We start from the raw sequence: 16,431 nt of genomic DNA on the forward strand, positions 1-16,431 counted from the left end.
ATCATCACATGCTGGACAACCATCAGCACGCGGCCGCCCAGGCCGAGCGTCGCCTGGAGCGTTCGGTTGCGGCCGCCCTGCGCGTCATCGCCGCCGCCCATGTCGAACGGCAGGCTCCGCCGATCTCCGCCGCCCGCCGCCGCCTGAGCGAGGTCTACGGCGCCACCCGTCTGGCGCGGCGCCTGGAGCAGGAGCGCCGGACCGCCTGAAGCGGCCCGAACCGTCCCGCGCCGTCGCGACGGAGGACCGTATCTAAACGGCGGCGTCCCAGGTCTCGCTGAGGGGGACCGTCCCGCGGACCAGCCGGGCGCGCAGCACGACGTCGCCCGGCGGCGCCGGGTCCGGCGGGCGCCATTCGACATAGATGCGCCAGCCGCCGGTCTGCGGCACGAAATTGGCCACCGGATCGTGCATCGTGCCGGCGCTGGCCGAGACCTCCGCGGCGACCGCGTCGTCGGCATCCTTCGGGAGAGCCGGTCCCGCGAAGTCGATCACGCAGAGCCGCCGCCGGGGGCTCGGCGGGTTCAACGGGCGCAGGCGCTCCGCCGAGCCGAACCGCGTCGATGTCACCCGGGCCAGGGCGGCCTCCGGGATCGCCGGCACCGGCTCAGCCCCCACGGTGGTCAGGCCGTAGGCGACGTGCAGCGGCGCGCCGGGCTGCGCCGGGACCGCCGGCACGAAGGCCGCCACGATGTTGTCCATGTACTCCTCGTCCGACGGGATCTCGAAGAGCTGCACGGCGCCGTCCGCGAAAGCGCCCCTGTCAGAATCCGGGGCCACCCACAGGCCCGGCCGCGCCTCGTGGCGCGCTTCCACGTCGAGATAGGCCGCGAAGTTACGCTCCCGCTGCAGCAGCCCAAAGCCGGCCAGCGGCCTGGTCGCGAAGGCGGAGATCTGAGGCTGTTTGCGTCCGTTGACCAGGGGCCGCCAGATCCGATCGACCTGCGCCGCATCGGCGCCGGCCGCGACGCAGAGGCCGTCGGAATCGTGCACCTGCGGCCGGAAATCGTCGAACGGCTCGGCGCCCCGCGCTCCGGGCCCGTTCTGGCCGTACAGGAACATGCTGGTGAGCGGCGCCAGCCCGAGCTTCGAGAGCGCCCGGCGCGGATGGAGCGCCGCGGTGACGGCGATCCGGGCCGGGTCGCCGGGCGCGATCTCGAACCGGTAGGCGCCGGCTACGCTCGGGCTGTCGAGGAGGGAGAGCACCGTCAAAGTGCGTGCGCCCGGCTCCGGCTCGCAGATCCAGTGGGCGACGAAGTCGGGAAACTCCTCACCCTCGGGCGCACCGGTGCCGATGGCGAGCCCCCGGGCCGAGAGCCCGTATTCCTGGTTGGCCGCGCGCAGGCGGAAATAGGAGGCGCCCAGGAAGACGAGGAATTCCTCCTGAAAGCCCTTCGGGCGCCAGACCGGCATGTCCGGGAAGGCGTAGTGCAGGCGGAAGCCCGCGAAGCCGAGATCCGCCGGGAAGCTCTGGCCGGCGAGCCGCGAGCCCAGATCGAACAGTCGGGCTTCGTACGGGATCAGGCGTGCGGGCTCGTGGAGCGGCTGGAAGTAGAGCGCCACGCGCTTGCGTTGCAGAAAGCCGCGGTGAAACAACTGGGCGCTGAAATGCGCGCCGAGGCGCAGGCTGGCGTCCGGCCGGAAGATGATGGCCCGGTAGCCGTCGTAGTCGAGGCCGGCGAGCACCGGCGGCAGATCCTCGGGCGGTGCAGCGTAGGGCGCGGCCGCAAGCTGCGCCGCCTGGGCAGACAGGGTTTCGAAGGTCATCGCATCGCCCTGCGGCGGAAGCGCCGGCCCGGCCCACGTTCTGGACCCATTCAGATCAGCCGCGCTAGGTAGAACCGTGCCGGCAGCCGCGGCCAGAGCTGTTCGAAGAATGCGGCGCCGGGAGGGGGGATTGATCCGTTCGGCTTCCGGCGGCCTGGGCTGCCGGGTCGGCTCCGTATCCTCACCCCGCATATCGGTGTCCACGGTCATCGGTTCCCGGCCTTAGACGGCGGGGCGGCCGGCAGCCTTCCACGGTCGAGTTCCTCGCGCCATGTCGTCACGCGTCACCTCCTCCGCCGAGCGGTCGCACCGGAACGCGGCTCCCGCCATACCCGATCCGTCGGTCGCCGCATCCCTTCGCGAAGTCTGGACCGGCGCGCCCCGCGGCGCCCTGCGCGCCCGGCGTCTCGCCCTGGCCATCCCGAGCCTCGCCACTGCCGGCGGCCTCGCGGGGCTCGCCGCGCTCGCCTACCCGGCGGGCGCCAGCCCGCTCGCCTGGGCGGTCCTGGTGCTGTTCGCCCTCGTGATGGGCTGGCAGGGTTTCGTCGCCTGCCAATACGTCTACGGGTTCGTCGCGGCCCTGCTGGGCGACCGGGCGAAGTCTGTGCTGGAGCGCGGCTCCGAGGCGGCGGGCGCCCTGCCGACCGAGGCCGGACGCACCGCGGCCGTGGTGGCGATCCACGCCGAGGACGCGGTCGCGGTCTTCGCCCGCCTGCGGGTGATGGCCCGGTCGCTCGCCCGCGCCGAGGCGCAGGGCATCGATATCTTCGTCCTCTCCGACACCCGCGACGGTGCGATCGCCGCCGTGGAGGAGCACGAATACGCCCGCATCCAGGCCTGGGCGGCCTCCGACCCGGCGCTGCCGCGGATCCGCTACCGGCGCCGGACGGAGAATGTCGGCCGCAAGGCCGGCAACATCGGCGAGTTCTGCCGCACCTACGGCGGCGAGTACGCCTTCATGATCGTGCTGGACGCCGACAGCCTGATGACCGGCGCGGCCATGAGCCGGCTCGTCGGGCTGATGCAGGCGAGCCCGCGCACCGGCCTGATCCAGACCGTCTCGTACGCGGCCGGCCGCGACACGCTGTTCGCCCGCATCCAGCAATTCGCCGTCCGCCTCTACGCGCCGCTGGCTTTGCGCTGCCTGGAGACCTGGCAGGGGCCGGAGGGCAGCTACTGGGGCCACAACGCGATCCTGCGGATCGAGGCCTTCGCGGCGAACGCGCAGCTCCCGAAGCTCCCGGGCCGGGAGCCGCTCGGCGGCGAGATCCTGTGCCACGACATCGTCGAGGGCGCGCTGATGGTGCGCGCCGGCTGGGAGGTGCGGCTCCTGCCCGAGATGGGCGGCACCTGGGAGGAGATGCCCACCAACCTGATCGACCTGCTCGGCCGGGAGCGCCGCTGGTGCCAGGGCAATCTCCAGCACCTGCGGGTGCTGCCCTGGGCCGGCCTGCACGCGGCGAGCCGCTGGCATCTCCTCGTCGGCATCCTCTCCTACGGAATTCTGCCGCTCTGGATCGCCTTCCTGGGCCTCGCCGCCTGGCAGGCCGCCCGGACCGGCGATCTGGGCCTCCTGGCCTACGGGCTGACCGGGCAGGGCACCGCCGCCCATGCGCTCGCCGCCCTCAGCGTCGCCGTGCAGGCGCTGCCGAAGCTCCTGAGCCTCGGCCACGTCCTCGGCTCCGCGGAGCGCCGGGCAGCCTTCGGCGGTGCCCGGGCGCTTCTCGCGAGCGCCGTCCTGGAGCAGGCGGTGTGGGTGATCCTGTGGCCGGTCCTGACCCTGTTCACCGCCGGCGCCGTGGTCTCGACCTTCCTCGGCCGGGTGGTCCGCTGGGAGACGCAGGATCGCGATGACCGGCAGGTCTCCTGGGCGGAGGCCTTCCGGCTCCAGGCCGACGCTGTGGTGGTCGGTGCTCTGATGGTGTTCGCCCTGGTCGTCGTCGGGAGCCCGTGGCTCGCCCTCTGGCTGGCGCCGATCGCCCTGGCGCTGCTCACGAGCCCGGCCCAGAGCGTCTGGACCAGCCGGGCCGATCTCGGCCGCGCCGCCCGGGCGCGGGGCCTGTTCCTGAACGCCGACGACACCGAGCAGGCGCCGGAACTCGCAGAACTGGCCCAGCTGCGCGGCCTGCCCGCCGCGCCGGCCCCACTCCGCCCGGCGCCGCGCGAGCCGGCCATCTGGCTCGCCGCCGACGAGGCCTGACGCGGCTCCGCGCGGCCCTCCCGGGGCGCCGCGGCGCGGCGCGGGACGGCCTTCTCGCCGTCCTCGGAACCGGCTGCGGACCCGGGTCGCGAAGGCCGGGACCCACGCCCGACATCCCGGGTGTAACGGCCAAGCTGCCACAGTGTTGCCATCGAGTCACGGGCGGGCGGAACCGCCCCGGCGGGGCGGTTTCAGGCTTGGATTTGAGGCGCGAGCGTTTACCCCTTGGCGAGGATCGGCACGGCATCGTGCCACGGTATTCGCCGCGTTCCCGCCATAGTCCGCGCCTGCCCCGAGAGGCTTTGATGCGTCGTTTCCTCCCCGCCCTGATCGGGCTTTTCGGCGCGGCTGCCTGTGCCGCACCGGCATTGGCCTACGAGATTGACCCGCTGACCCGCCAGCCGCTGAACGACGCGCTCACCGTGCGCGTCCGCCCGCAGGCCGTCGAGACCGTCGCGGTGCCGGTGGCCAATGCCTCGTTGAACCCGGCCGACCCGTTGAGCGCCGACGCGGCGGTGCCGCAGATGTCGGCGATCCCGCGCGAGACCGTGGCCTATAACGGCCCCTACGGCGCCGGGACGATCGTAGTCTCCACGGCCGAGCGGCGGCTCTACTACGTGATGGGCGGCGGCCAGGCCCTGCGCTACGGCGTCGGCGTCGGCCGGCCGGGCTTCACGTGGGGCGGCGTGCAGACCATCACGATGAAGCGTGAGTGGCCGGATTGGCGTCCGCCGTCGACCATGCTGAAGCGCCGCCCCGACCTGCCGCGCTACATGAAGGGCGGCCTCGAGAACCCGCTCGGCGCCCGCGCCATGTATCTCGGCGGCTCGATCTACCGCATCCACGGCTCGAACGAGCCGGAGACCATCGGCACCGCCGTCTCGTCGGGCTGCATCCGCATGACCAACGACGACGTCATGGACCTCTACACCCGCGCCAAGGTCGGCACGAAGGTCGTCGTCCAGCGCTAATCTCCGCTCGGTGTTTTGACGGAAGGGCCGGCCGCGAGGTCGGCCCTTCTGCGTTCAGGCCGCGGGCAGGGTCACCAGGGCGTCCGGGCGCTTCACCTCGATCTCGATGAACGCGATCGGGTGGTCGGACCCGTTCATCACGTCGTGCCGGATGCCCGCGGGGCGCATGTACGACTGGCCGGCCGCGAGCGCCGTCTCGCTCACCGCCGCGCCGTCGTGGACGCGCAGGATCCCGTCCACCAGCATCACCACGAAATACGGCCAGCCGTGCTCGTGCCAGCCGGTCACGCCGCCGGGCGGGAAATCCCAGCGCGTGATGCGCACGGCGGCGTCGTCCTGCTGGACGGTGGGCGTGGCGGGGATGGTGCAGGCGAAGGCCATGGCGGCTCCAGAGAGGGCGGGCGCAGATGCCCGCGTAACGTGATGCAAGCCTCCGGCCTTCTCCACGGCGCGGTTCGACCCGTGCCGTCATCGCGAGCGCAGCGAAGCGACCCAGGGATACGCGACCTCTGAGATCGTGGCGCCGCTGGATTGCTTCGCTCCGCTCGCAAAGACGAGGCTCGGGCCCAGAGTAAGCTGGAGCGGCTGCCCTTCAGTGGCAGCCGCACGAGCCCGAGCCGCAGCCGCCGCCGCTGCCGCTGCCCTTGACGGGCGCCTGCCGCGCGGTGTCTCGGTCGAGGCCGCGCTCGGCGAGCTCGCCGAGATAGGTGTTCCAGCGCGTCTCGTACTCGCGGCCCAGCGTGTGGAGATAGCCCCAGCCGTAGATGCCGGTGTCGTGCATGTCGTCGAAGCCGAGCTTCACCGCGTAGTTGCCGACCGGCTGCACCGCCAGGATCGCCACGGACCGCTTGCCGCCGATCACTTTCCGCTCCAGCGGCGAGTGGCCCTGCACCTCGGCCGAGGGGCTCGACACCCGCAGGTACTCGGCCGGCAGGGCATAGCGCGCCCCGTCCTCGAAGGCGACGTTGAGCACCCGCCGGTCGGCCGACAGGCGGATCTCGGTCGGCCACAGATCCTCGCTCACGGGTCACACTCCTCACGCAATCCGGGATTGCGGCGCGGGACCGGCTTGCCCGCAACCGTCCGGGGCATCATATGCCGGACGATGCTCGATGACAGCTCCCTGACGCCGCAGACGTCCGCGCTCGGCGCGCCCGCCGGGCCCGCGCCGCTGATCGATCCGTTCCAGCGGGCGATCTCGTACCTGCGCATCTCGGTGACGGATCGCTGCGACCTGCGCTGCGCCTACTGCATGTCCGAGCACATGGAGTTCCTGCCCAAGCGCGACCTGCTGACCCTGGAGGAGCTGGACCGGCTCTGCGGCGTGTTCATCGCCCGGGGCGTGCGTAAGCTCCGGATCACCGGCGGCGAGCCGCTGGTGCGCCGCGACATCATGCACCTGTTCCGCCGCCTCTCGCGCCACCTCGATTCCGGGGCGCTGGAGGAGCTGACGCTCACTACCAACGGCACCCAGCTCACGCGCTACGCCGCCGAGCTGGCGAGCTTCGGCGTGCGCCGGATCAACGTCTCGCTCGACACCCTCGACCCGGACAAGTTCCGGAAGATCACCCGCCGCGGCGACCTCAAGGTGGTGCTCGACGGCATCGCGGCGGCGCGGGCTGCCGGGATGAAGGTGAAGATCAACGCGGTGGCGCTCCGCGACGTCAACGCCGACGAGATCCCCGACATGATCGCCTGGGCCCATGGCCTCGGCATGGACATGACGCTGATCGAGGTCATGCCGCTCGGCGAGATCGAGGCGGACCGGACCGACCAGTTCCTGCCGCTGTCGGTGGCGCGGCAGCGCCTGGAGACCCGCTACACGCTCACGCCGCTGCCCGACCGCACCGGCGGCCCGGCGCGCTACGTGCGGGTCGAGGAGACCGGCGGGAAGCTCGGCTTCATCACGCCGCTGACCCACAATTTCTGCGAGAGCTGCAACCGGGTGCGCCTGACCTGTACGGGCCAGCTCTACATGTGCCTGGGCCAGGAGGATTCGGCCGACCTGCGCGCGGTCCTGCGCGCCTCCCCGGACGACGCGGTGCTGGCGCAGGCGGTGGTCGAGGCGATCACCCGCAAGCCCAAGGGCCACGACTTCGTCATCGAGCGCCAGCGCCCGGCCGCCGTGCCGCGGCACATGAGCGTGACCGGGGGCTGACGCCTCGCCCGTCCTTGCGGGCGGAGCGAAGCAATCCAGGGCACGGGCCCTTCCCGGATATAGCGCATCCCTGGGTTGCTTCGCTCCGCTCGCAAAGACGCGAGCGTCACATCTCCTCGTCGGCGTAGCGCGCCGGCTGCCGCCCGCGCTGGCCGGATCCCCGCCGGGGTGCACCCGCGCTGATTCCCGCCACCAGGTCGGCGATGTGGCGCAGCGTCTCCACCGCGAGCGCCTTCTCGCCCTCACCGCGGCCCTGCGGGATCAGCGCCTTGGCGAAACCGAGCTTCTGGGCCTCCTTCAGCCGGGAGCCGGCCTGCGCCACGGGCCGGATCGCCCCCGACAGGCCGATCTCGCCGAAATAGACCGTCTCGGGCGGCAGCACCGCCCCCGACAGCGACGAGACCAGGGCGGCCGCCACCGCCAGATCCGCCGCGGGCTCGGTGATGCGCAGGCCTCCGGCCACGTTCAGATAAACGTCGTGGCTGCCGAGCCGGATGCCGCCATGGGCCTCCAGCACGGCGAGCACCATCGACAGCCGGTTCGGGTCCCAGCCGACCACGGCGCGCCGGGGCATGCCCAGCGACGAGGGCGCCACCAGGGCCTGGATCTCCACCAGCAGCGGCCGCGTCCCCTCCATGCCGGCGAAGACCGCGGTGCCCGCCGCCTGATGGTCGCGGCCGGCCAGGAACAGGGCCGACGGGTTCGGCACCTCGCTGAGGCCCGCGTCGGTCATCTCGAACACGCCGATCTCGTCGGTAGGCCCGAACCGGTTCTTCACCGCGCGCAGGATGCGGAAATGGTGGCCCTGGTCGCCCTCGAAGGAGGCGACCGCGTCGACCATGTGCTCCACCACGCGGGGGCCAGCGATCTGCCCGTCCTTGGTGACGTGGCCCACCAGGATCACCGCCGTGCCGGTGGTCTTGGCGAAGCGGATCAGCGCCTGCGCGGAGGAGCGCACCTGCGTGACCGTGCCGGGGGCCGATTCCACCGTCTCGGTCCACATGGTCTGGATTGAGTCGATAATCGCCAGCGCGGGCGGCCGGCCCTGGCTCAGGGTCTCGACGATGTCCTCGACATTGGTCTCGGCGGCGAGCTGCACGGGGAGCGCGCTCAGGCCCAGCCGCTCGGCGCGCAGCCGCACCTGCCCGACCGCCTCCTCGCCCGAGATGTAGGCGACCCGCTCGCCCGTGCCCGCCATGGCGGCGGAGGCCTGCATCAGCAGGGTCGACTTGCCGATGCCGGGATCGCCGCCGAGCAGGATCACCGAGCCGCGCACGAAGCCGCCGCCGGTCACCCGGTCGAGCTCGCCGATCCCCGAGGGGATGCGCGGCGCCTCCTTGGCCTCGCCGGTCAGGCCCTCGAGAGGGAAGACCCGGCCGCGGTTGCGCGACGGCCGGGTCGCGGCCGGGCCGGACTGGCCGGGGGCCGAGGGCGCCTCCTCGACGATCGTGTTCCAGCCGTTGCAGGCCTCGCAGCGCCCGCGCCAGCGATTGTAGACCGCCCCGCAGGACTGGCAGACGAAGGTCTGGTGGATCTTAGCCATTCGAATCCGCGCGCCGGCCGACCGGCCTTCCGGTCAGGGGAGGGAGCTACCCTACATAGGTTCGAACATAACGAGAACCCAGTCCCGTCAGGATCTCGTACCCGATCGTGCCGGCGGCGCGGCCGACCGTGTCGATGTCGAGGCTGTCGCCGATCAGCACCGCCTCCGCCCCGCGCCGGGCGGCGGGCGCCGCCGTCACGTCGAGGATGATCAGGTCCATGGAGACGAGGCCCAGGATCGGGCACGGGACGCCCCCGACCAGCGCCTGGCCGCGCCCGCTGATCGCCCGCGGGAGGCCGTCGGCGTAGCCGAGCGAGAGCGTCGCCAACCGGCTCGGCGCGGCGGCGGTCCAGCGGCCGTTGTAGCCCGCGGTGGCGCCGGCCGCGACGCTGCGCACCTGCACGACCGTCGCCGCCAGCCGCACCACCGGGCGCATCGGGTTCGCAGTGCCCGGAACCGGGTTGCCGCCGAACAGGGCGTAGCCCGGCCGCAGGAGATCGTGCCGGGCCCCGTCGAGGAAGATTCCCGACGAGTTCGCCAGCGAGGCCCGGAGCCCGGGATAGGCGGCCCGGACCCGGGCGAAATCGGCGATCTGCCGGGCATTGACCGGGTCCTCCGGCTTCTCGGCGCTGACGAAGTGGCTGAGCAGCAGGTCGATCCCGGCGGCCGCGATCCGCGCATCCCCGGCGAGGTCCAGCGCCTCGTCCACCGACAGGCCGAGCCGGTTCATGCCGGTATCGACGTGGAGCGCCGCGGGCGGGCGGTCCCCCGGGAACGCCGCCCAGTCCGACAGCTCCTCGACGCTGCCGAGCACCGGGCGCAGCCCGTGGGCCGCGAAGGTCGCCGCGGCGCCCGGTGCTAAGCCGTTCAGCACGTAGATCTCCGCCTCCGGCAGGGCGGCCCGGGCGGCGACGCCCTCCGACAGGTGCGCGACGAAGAAGGTCCGGCAGCCCGCGGCCCACAGGGCCGGTCCGACCCGGCCGATGCCGCAGCCGTAGGCGTCGGCCTTCACCACGGCGGCGCAGCCGGCGCCCGCGCCGCGGGCCGCCAGGATCCGCCAGTTGGCCACGATCGCCCCGAGGTCGATCGTCAGCCGGGCGCCGTGGGCGCCGATCTCCGTCACAGGTCCGGTCTCGGCCACGCAGACCGCCTCCATCTGTTCGCCACCGGAGTCCCGGAAGCACAGGCCGGACCCATAGCACCGGGACGGCGCCCGGGTGCAGCGCGGGCTGTCGTTAACACCGGACGCGCCCCGGCGAGCGGCGCTGCTGATGCACGGACGGCACAGCCGCGCGATCAGGCGGGCGCGCCAGGGTGACGGCCGAGGTCGGGCTTGGTATAAATCCACCGCGGTCCGGGGGAGCCGCACGGCCGACGCGCTATCCCCGCGGGTACCAAAAAGCTTAACGATGCCGTTTACCGTCCTGGATCTCGCCGTGCTCGGCATCGTCGCGGTCTCCGCGCTGCTCGCGGCCGTGCGTGGTGTGACCCGCGAGGTCCTGGCGATTGTCGCCTGGGTGGCGGCTGCCGCCGTCGCGTGGACGCTCCACCCCATGCTGCTGCCCACCGTGAAGCAGCACGTGAACAGCGACACCGTGGCGCTCGTCGCCTCGATCGCGGCGATCTTCCTCGGCACCCTGATCATCGTGTCGATCATCACGGTGAAGATTTCCGACGTCGTACTCGACTCGCGGATCGGCGCCGTCGACCGCTCCCTCGGCTTCCTGTTCGGCGCGGCCCGCGGCTTCCTGATCTGCGTGATCGGCTGGGTGTTCCTGTCCTGGCTGGTGCAGGGCAAGGTGCCGGACTGGGCCGCCCAGGCCCGCACGCGCCCGATGCTGGAGAAGTCCGGCGACGCCCTGGTGGCGCAGCTGCCCGAGAATCCGGAAGGCTTCCTGAAGCAGTTCAAGAAGCCGAAGGTCGCCACGCCGCCGAACGAGGCCGCCGACGCCCCGGCCGAGACCGACGCGGCACCCCAGCGCCGGACCGAGACCGCGCCGACCCCGACGCGACGCTGATCTGCGGTATTCGCCGTAGGTCTCGTCGTGCGGAACGACTAGATAGCGGTTCCGGTGGTGTACGGATTGCTTCCGCGACGACCGGCGCGCCGGCCCGTCGCCGCCGGGATCTGTGAGTGATCGACAGCCTCATGTCACACGCCGCCGCCTCCACCGACCTGTCCGATTTCGATCTCGACGGCGACACGCTCCGTGAGGAGTGCGGCGTCTTCGGCATCTTCGGCCATCCCGATGCCTCCGCGATCGTCGCCCTGGGCCTGCATGCCCTGCAGCACCGGGGCCAGGAGGCGGCCGGCATCGTCTCCTTCGACGGCTCGGTCTTCCATTCCGAGCGCCGGCCCGGCCTCGTGGGCGATTCCTTCTCGGACGGCGACACGATCGCCCGCCTCAAGGGCCGCGCCGCCATCGGGCACGTGCGCTATTCGACCACCGGCGGGACGATCCTGCGCAACGTCCAGCCGCTCTTCGCGGAACTCGCCAGCGGCGGACTCGCGGTCGCCCACAACGGCAACCTCACCAACGCCCTGTCGATCCGACGCGACCTCGTGCGCGACGGCGCGATCACGCAGTCCACCTCCGACACCGAGGTGATCCTGCACCTCGCGGCCCGCTCGCGGAAGCCGCGGATCATCGAGCGCTTCATCGACGCCCTGCAGGCGATCCAGGGCGCCTACGCGATCGTGGCGCTCACCAACAAGAAGCTGATCGGCGCCCGCGACCCGCTGGGCATCCGCCCGCTGGTGCTCGGCGAACTCGACGGCCGCTACATGCTGGCCTCCGAGACCTGCGCGCTCGACATCATCGGCGCCCGGTTCGTGCGCGACATCGAGAACGGCGAGATCGTGGTGATCTCCGAGGAGGGGATCGAGTCGATCCGCTTCGCCGACGCCGTGCCGATGCGGCCCTGCATCTTCGAGTACATCTACTTCGCCCGGCCCGACTCGGTGGTGAACGGCAAGAGCGTCTACGCGGTGCGCAAGGCGATCGGCCGGGAACTGGCCCGCGAGGCCTCCGTGGCGGCCGACATCGTCGTGCCGGTGCCGGATTCCGGGGTGCCGGCGGCGCTCGGCTTCTCGCAGGAGACCGGGATCCCGTTCGAGATGGGGATCATCCGCAACCACTATGTCGGCCGAACCTTCATCCAGCCGACCCAGTCGGTGCGCGAACTCGGCGTGCGGATGAAGCACTCGGCCAACCGCGCGGCGATCGAGGGCAAGAGCATCGTCCTCGTGGACGACAGCCTCGTGCGCGGCACGACCTCGGTGAAGATCGTCCGGATGATGCGCGAGGCCGGCGCCGCGGAGGTGCATTTCCGCATCGCCTCGCCGCCGATCACCTATCCGGATTTCTACGGGATCGACACGCCGGAGCGCGAGAAGCTCCTCGCCGCGACCCACGATCTCGAAGCGATGCGCAAGTATATCGGCGCCGACTCGCTCGCCTTCCTGTCGATCCCCGGCCTCTACCGGGCGATGGGTGAGGAGGCGCGGGACGCAGCCTGCCCGCAATATACCGACCATTGCTTCACGGGCGACTACCCGACCGGCCTGACCGACCTGTCCATTGCCGGCCCGAAGCGCTTCGCCATGCTGGCCGAAGCGGACTGAGCCGCGCCGGACGGGCGCGCCCGGCAAAGCAGCGATGCTGCTTCCCGTTGATCCCATCGGCTGTCTTTGCGAGCGCAGCGAAGCAATCCAGATGCGCCACGTTTTCGAGCCTCGCGCATCCCTGGATTGCTTCGCTGCGCTCGCAAAGACGGTGCGGCCGAGGTCATCAACCGCGAACGGAAGAAAGGGCCCGGTCCCTGGTTATCTGAAGCCAGCCTCCTCGACCCTTCGGGCGAGAATGCGCTAGGTCCTCGCCATGGCTGAGTCTCAGAGAATCCTGGAAGGCCGCGTCGCGGTCGTCACCGGCGCGTCCCGCGGCATCGGGCGCGCCGCTGCCCTGGCGCTGGCCGGGGCGGGTGCGCACGTCATCGCGGTGGCCCGGACCGTGGGCGCCCTGGAGGAGCTCGACGACGCCGTCCGGGCGGCCGGCTCCAGCGCCACCCTCGTGCCGTTCGACCTCGCCGATTACGACGCGATCGACCGTCTCGGCGCGGCGATCAACGAGCGCTGGAAGCGCCTCGACATCCTGGTCGCCAATGCCGGCATCCTCGGCGCCCTCATGCCCATCGGCCACATCACTCCGAAGATCTGGGGGCAGGTGATGGACGTGAACGTCACCGCCAACTGGCGCCTGATCCGTTCCCTCGACCCGCTGCTGCGCATGTCGGATGCCGGCCGGGCAATCTTCGTCTCGTCGGGGGCCGCCTCGAAATGCCGGCCCTACTGGGGACCCTACTCGGTCTCGAAGGCGGCGCTGGAGGCCCTGGTGCGGACCTACGCGGCCGAGAACGAGACCACGGCGATCCGGGCCATGCTGCTCAATCCCGGCCCCCTGCGAACCGGCATGCGCCGCTCGGCCATGCCCGGCGAGGACCCCGAGACCCTCCGGACGCCCGAGGAACTCGCGCCCCATTTCGTGCGGCTCGCGTCCCCGGACTGGGCCGAGACCGGGAAGCTCTACGATTTCCCCACCGACCGGGTGCTGAGTTTCCGCGCACCCGAGTGAGCCCGTACACTGTTATTCGAACGCACATCCCCCCTCAGGATGAGGGGTTGTATGGGACGGGCCTGATCTTCCTCTCTGAGTTCTTCACGATGATCGACGTCCGCTGCATCTGTGCGATCGGCCTGCGGGGCCAGCTCGGCCTCAATGGCCACCTGCCCTGGGAGGGCAACACCGACCCGCTCTTCGTCGAGGACGTGACGCGCTTCTTCGCGCTCACCATGGGCCATGTGCTGATCGCCGGGCCGAAGACGGTGGCCTCGGTGCCTGAATTCGCCTTCAAGGACCGCACCATCGACGTGATCCGCAGCCACGAGGACCCGGAGGCGGTGCTCAAGCGCTATCCCGGGCGGCGGATCTTCGTCGGCGGCGGCATCGCGGTGTGGAACGTCTACGCCAAGTACATCCAGAACTGGGACATCACGCGTCTGCCCTATGACGGCGAGGCCGACCGCTGGTTCGATCCCGCATGGCTCGTTGGCGGGCCGCTGCGCGCGGCCTGAGCGGCACCTTCGTCCCCGCCGGCGCGTTGGCGCGCACGCGTCGCGTTTTGCGGAGACCACGATGAGCGCCCCCAGCTACCGCTTCGGCATCGAGGAGGAGTACTTCCTGGCCGATGCCGAGACCCGTGGGACGCCGCGCGGCGACCTCGCCGCCTTCCACGCTCGGGTGAAGGCGGAACTGCCCGAGACGGGCCGCGAGCTGGTGGCCGCGCAGGTCGAGGTCTGCACGCCGCCGCTTACCGACGCGGCGGCCGCCCGGGACAATCTCGGCGGCCAGCGGGCGCGGCTCGCCGGGATCGCCGCCGAGAACGGTCTGAGGCTGCTGGCCTGCGGCACGCACCCCCTGGCCCGCTGGTCGCGCCAGACCGCCACCGACGGCGAACGCTACAAGGGCATCCTGTCGGATGTCGGCATCGCGGCGCGCCGGGCCCTGATCTGCGGCATGCACGTCCATGTCGAGGTGCCGGATCCGGAGGCCCGCATCGACCTGATGAACCGGCTGCTGCCGTTCCAGCCGCTGCTGCTCGCGCTCTCGGCCTCCTCGCCGTTCTGGCAGGGCGAGGCGACGGGCCTGCGGGCCTACCGGCTCAGCGTCTTCGGGGAATTGCCGCGCACCGGCCTGCCGGAACTCTTCGCCGACGCCGCCGCCCATGCGCGGTTCGTCGCCATCATGACCGGCGCGGGGGCCATCGCGGATGCGAGCTTCCTGTGGTGGTCGCTGCGCCCCTCCATCAAGTTCCCGACCCTGGAACTGCGCATCGCCGATGCCTGCACGCGGCTCGACGATACGCTCTGCATCGCCGCCCTGTTCCGCTGCCTCGTGCGCCTGTGCGTGCGCCGGCCTGACCTTCACGCCGGTCTCGACGGCGTCTCGCGGGCGCTGGCCTCGGAGAACCTGTGGCGGGCCCAGCACAGCGGCGTGCAGGCGACGCTGATCGACGAGGCGCGGGGCGAGGCCGTGCCGTTCACCGAGGCGTTGGAGGCGGTGCTCGCCCTCGTGGCCGAGGATGCCGACGCCCTCGGCTGCGCGTCGGACGTGGCCCGGGCCCGGGCGATCGCGGCGGACGGGACCAGCGCCGACGGGCAGATCGCGGCCTACGAGGCCGCGCTCGCCGCGGCCCAGGACGAGCGCGCCGCGCTGGCGGCCGCGGTGGACTGGATCGCCGACGCGGCGCGCTGAGAGGTGCCGCATCCGCGCCGTCATCACGAGCGCAGCGAAGTGATCCAGGGTTGCGCGACATCCGTGAACGTAGCGCCGACTGGGTTGCTTCGCTCCGCTCGCAAGGACGACCGGAGCGTGGATCAGCCCTTGTCGAACGGGTTCTGCGAGGTCCGCAGGGACAGGCGGATCGGCGTGCCCGGCAGGTCGAACGCCTCGCGCAGGCCGTTCACGAGGTAGCGCGTGTAGGATTTCGGCAGGGCGTTGAGCTGGTTGCCGAACAGCGCGAAGTGCGGCGGCCGGCTCTTCACCTGGGTGGCGTAGCGGATCTTGATCCGCCGGCCCGAGACCGCCGGGGGCGGGTTGCGGGAGGTCGCCTCGTTCAGCCAGTCGTTGATGCGCGAGGTCGAGATGCGCCGGTCCCAGACCTCCGACGCCTGGACCACCGCCTGCATCAGCTTGTCGACGCCGTCGCCGGCCAGACCCGACAATGGCACGACCGCGACGCCGCGCACCTGCGGCAGCAGCCGGGTGCAATCCTCGCGCAGCTGCTTGAGCAGGCCCGGCTGGTCGGCAACCAGATCCCACTTGTTCAGGCCGATCACCAGAGCGCGGCCCTCGCTCTCGACGAGATCGACGATGGTGAGGTCCTGCTTCTCGAACGGGATCGTGGCGTCGAGGAGCACCACCACCACCTCGGCGAAGCGCACGGCACGCAAGCCATCCGAGACCGCGAGTTTTTCCAATTTGTCGTCGATCCGGGCGCGGCGGCGCATTCCGGCCGTGTCGTGCAGCTTGATGCGGCGCCCGCGCCACTCCCAATCCAGCGAGATCGAATCGCGGGTGATGCCGGCCTCGGGGCCGACGAGCAGCCTCTCCTCGCCGAGCATCCGGTTGATCAGCGTCGACTTGCCGGCATTCGGGCGGCCGACGATCGCGACCTTCAGGGCGCGGCCGCCGGGGGCGTCCGCGTCCTCCTCCTCGTCGTCGCGCTGGGGCAGGGCGCCCTTGAGCGCCTCGTGCAGCTCGCCCAGGCCCTCGCCGTGCTCGGCGGAGAACGGGATCGGGTCGCCGAGCCCGAGGGTGAAGGCCTCGTAGGCCCCGGCGAGCCCGCTGCCGCCCTCGGCCTTGTTGGCGATCAGGATCACCGGGCAGCCGGCGCGGCGCACCAGCTCGGCGAAGGGCTGGTCGGCGGGCAGCACCCCGGCGCGGGCGTCGATCACGAACAGCACCACATCGGCCGCGAGGATGGCCGCCTCCGTCTGCATGCGCATCCGGCCGGTGAGGGTGGCGGCGTCGGCCTCTTCCAGCCCGGCGGTGTCGATCACCCGGAACTGGAGGCCGCCGAAGGTCACGTCACCCTCGCGCCGGTCGCGGGTCACGCCCGGGCGGTCGTCGACCAGCGCGAGCTTCTTGCCCACGAGGCGGTTGAACAGGGTCGACTTGCCGACGTTCGGCCTCCCGACGATCGCGACGGTCGGCATATCCATGGTGGTTCTCGA

General features: G+C 71.6%; 15 protein-coding genes. 9 read left to right on the forward strand and 6 right to left on the reverse strand.

All coding sequences use genetic code 11. From position 1 onward, the window contains the following. The first annotated feature begins 8 nt into the window (after window positions 1-8). On the forward strand, window positions 9-209 hold the full coding sequence (locus BLT59_RS07330) for a hypothetical protein (RefSeq protein WP_091777986.1): 201 nt from the start codon (window positions 9-11) through the stop codon (window positions 207-209). A 43-nt stretch (window positions 210-252) separates the two neighbouring features. Here the strand turns inward: BLT59_RS07330 and BLT59_RS07335 are convergent, their stop codons facing one another. Further along, on the reverse strand, window positions 253-1,767 hold the full coding sequence (locus BLT59_RS07335; RefSeq protein WP_091777987.1) for an OpgD/OpgG family glucan biosynthesis protein: 1,515 nt from the start codon (window positions 1,765-1,767) through the stop codon (window positions 253-255). A gap of 271 nt (window positions 1,768-2,038) precedes the next feature. Between BLT59_RS07335 and mdoH the strand changes: the two genes are divergently transcribed. Both mdoH and BLT59_RS07345 read left to right on the forward strand, forming a co-directional pair. After that, complete coding sequence (gene mdoH, locus BLT59_RS07340; RefSeq protein ID WP_091777989.1) at window positions 2,039-3,967, forward strand: glucans biosynthesis glucosyltransferase MdoH; 1,929 nt, start codon at window positions 2,039-2,041, stop codon at window positions 3,965-3,967. Window positions 3,968-4,272: 305 nt separating this feature from the next. Further along, the gene (locus BLT59_RS07345) at window positions 4,273-4,938 is read left to right on the forward strand and encodes a L,D-transpeptidase (RefSeq protein ID WP_091777991.1); all 666 of its coding nucleotides are present in this window, start codon (window positions 4,273-4,275) and stop codon (window positions 4,936-4,938) included. 54 nt (window positions 4,939-4,992) lie between these two features. On the opposite strand, the gene BLT59_RS07350 is transcribed toward BLT59_RS07345, so the two are convergent. Both BLT59_RS07350 and BLT59_RS07355 read right to left on the reverse strand, forming a co-directional pair. Further along, the gene (locus BLT59_RS07350; protein ID WP_012320831.1) at window positions 4,993-5,319 is read right to left on the reverse strand and encodes a cupin domain-containing protein; all 327 of its coding nucleotides are present in this window, start codon (window positions 5,317-5,319) and stop codon (window positions 4,993-4,995) included. A 211-nt stretch (window positions 5,320-5,530) separates the two neighbouring features. Next, the gene (locus tag BLT59_RS07355; RefSeq protein WP_091777993.1) at window positions 5,531-5,962 is read right to left on the reverse strand and encodes a gamma-butyrobetaine hydroxylase family protein; all 432 of its coding nucleotides are present in this window, start codon (window positions 5,960-5,962) and stop codon (window positions 5,531-5,533) included. An 81-nt stretch (window positions 5,963-6,043) separates the two neighbouring features. On the opposite strand from BLT59_RS07355, the gene moaA reads away from it, so the two are divergent. Further along, a complete protein-coding gene (gene moaA / locus BLT59_RS07360) occupies window positions 6,044-7,096 on the forward strand; it encodes a GTP 3',8-cyclase MoaA (protein ID WP_091777995.1) in 1,053 nt (350 codons plus the stop codon). A 106-nt stretch (window positions 7,097-7,202) separates the two neighbouring features. On the opposite strand, the gene radA is transcribed toward moaA, so the two are convergent. Both radA and alr read right to left on the reverse strand, forming a co-directional pair. Continuing rightward, window positions 7,203-8,639: a DNA repair protein RadA gene (gene radA, locus BLT59_RS07365; RefSeq protein WP_091777997.1), complete on the reverse strand. Its 1,437-nt coding sequence runs from the start codon at window positions 8,637-8,639 to the stop codon at window positions 7,203-7,205. 46 nt (window positions 8,640-8,685) lie between these two features. Next, a complete protein-coding gene (gene alr / locus BLT59_RS07370; RefSeq protein WP_139174016.1) occupies window positions 8,686-9,795 on the reverse strand; it encodes an alanine racemase in 1,110 nt (369 codons plus the stop codon). 253 nt (window positions 9,796-10,048) lie between these two features. Between alr and BLT59_RS07375 the strand changes: the two genes are divergently transcribed. The 5 genes from BLT59_RS07375 (at window position 10,049) to BLT59_RS07395 (ending at window position 14,950) form a co-directional block, all read left to right on the forward strand. After that, window positions 10,049-10,657, forward strand: a complete 609-nt coding sequence (locus BLT59_RS07375; RefSeq protein WP_043357783.1) for a CvpA family protein — start codon at window positions 10,049-10,051, stop codon at window positions 10,655-10,657. Between the two features lie 131 nt (window positions 10,658-10,788). Next, window positions 10,789-12,264 carry an amidophosphoribosyltransferase gene (purF, locus tag BLT59_RS07380; protein WP_091778131.1) on the forward strand — a complete coding sequence of 492 codons (1,476 nt, stop codon included), beginning with the start codon at window positions 10,789-10,791 and terminating at the stop codon, window positions 12,262-12,264. 256 nt (window positions 12,265-12,520) lie between these two features. Continuing rightward, window positions 12,521-13,270, forward strand: coding sequence for an SDR family NAD(P)-dependent oxidoreductase (locus tag BLT59_RS07385; protein ID WP_091777999.1), 750 nt, complete (start codon window positions 12,521-12,523; stop codon window positions 13,268-13,270). An 89-nt stretch (window positions 13,271-13,359) separates the two neighbouring features. Beyond that, window positions 13,360-13,770 carry a dihydrofolate reductase gene (locus BLT59_RS07390; protein WP_091778133.1) on the forward strand — a complete coding sequence of 137 codons (411 nt, stop codon included), beginning with the start codon at window positions 13,360-13,362 and terminating at the stop codon, window positions 13,768-13,770. 61 nt (window positions 13,771-13,831) lie between these two features. Next, window positions 13,832-14,950 (forward strand): carboxylate-amine ligase, encoded by a 1,119-nt coding sequence (locus BLT59_RS07395; protein WP_091778001.1) that lies wholly within the window; start codon window positions 13,832-13,834, stop codon window positions 14,948-14,950. Window positions 14,951-15,072: 122 nt separating this feature from the next. On the opposite strand, the gene der is transcribed toward BLT59_RS07395, so the two are convergent. Continuing rightward, window positions 15,073-16,419 carry a ribosome biogenesis GTPase Der gene (gene der, locus BLT59_RS07400; RefSeq protein WP_091778003.1) on the reverse strand — a complete coding sequence of 449 codons (1,347 nt, stop codon included), beginning with the start codon at window positions 16,417-16,419 and terminating at the stop codon, window positions 15,073-15,075. Between the last annotated feature and the right edge of the window lie 12 nt (window positions 16,420-16,431).

Origin of the sequence: Methylobacterium sp. UNC378MF (assembly GCF_900103195.1) — a bacterium.
Lineage (GTDB): Bacteria > Pseudomonadota > Alphaproteobacteria > Rhizobiales > Beijerinckiaceae > Methylobacterium.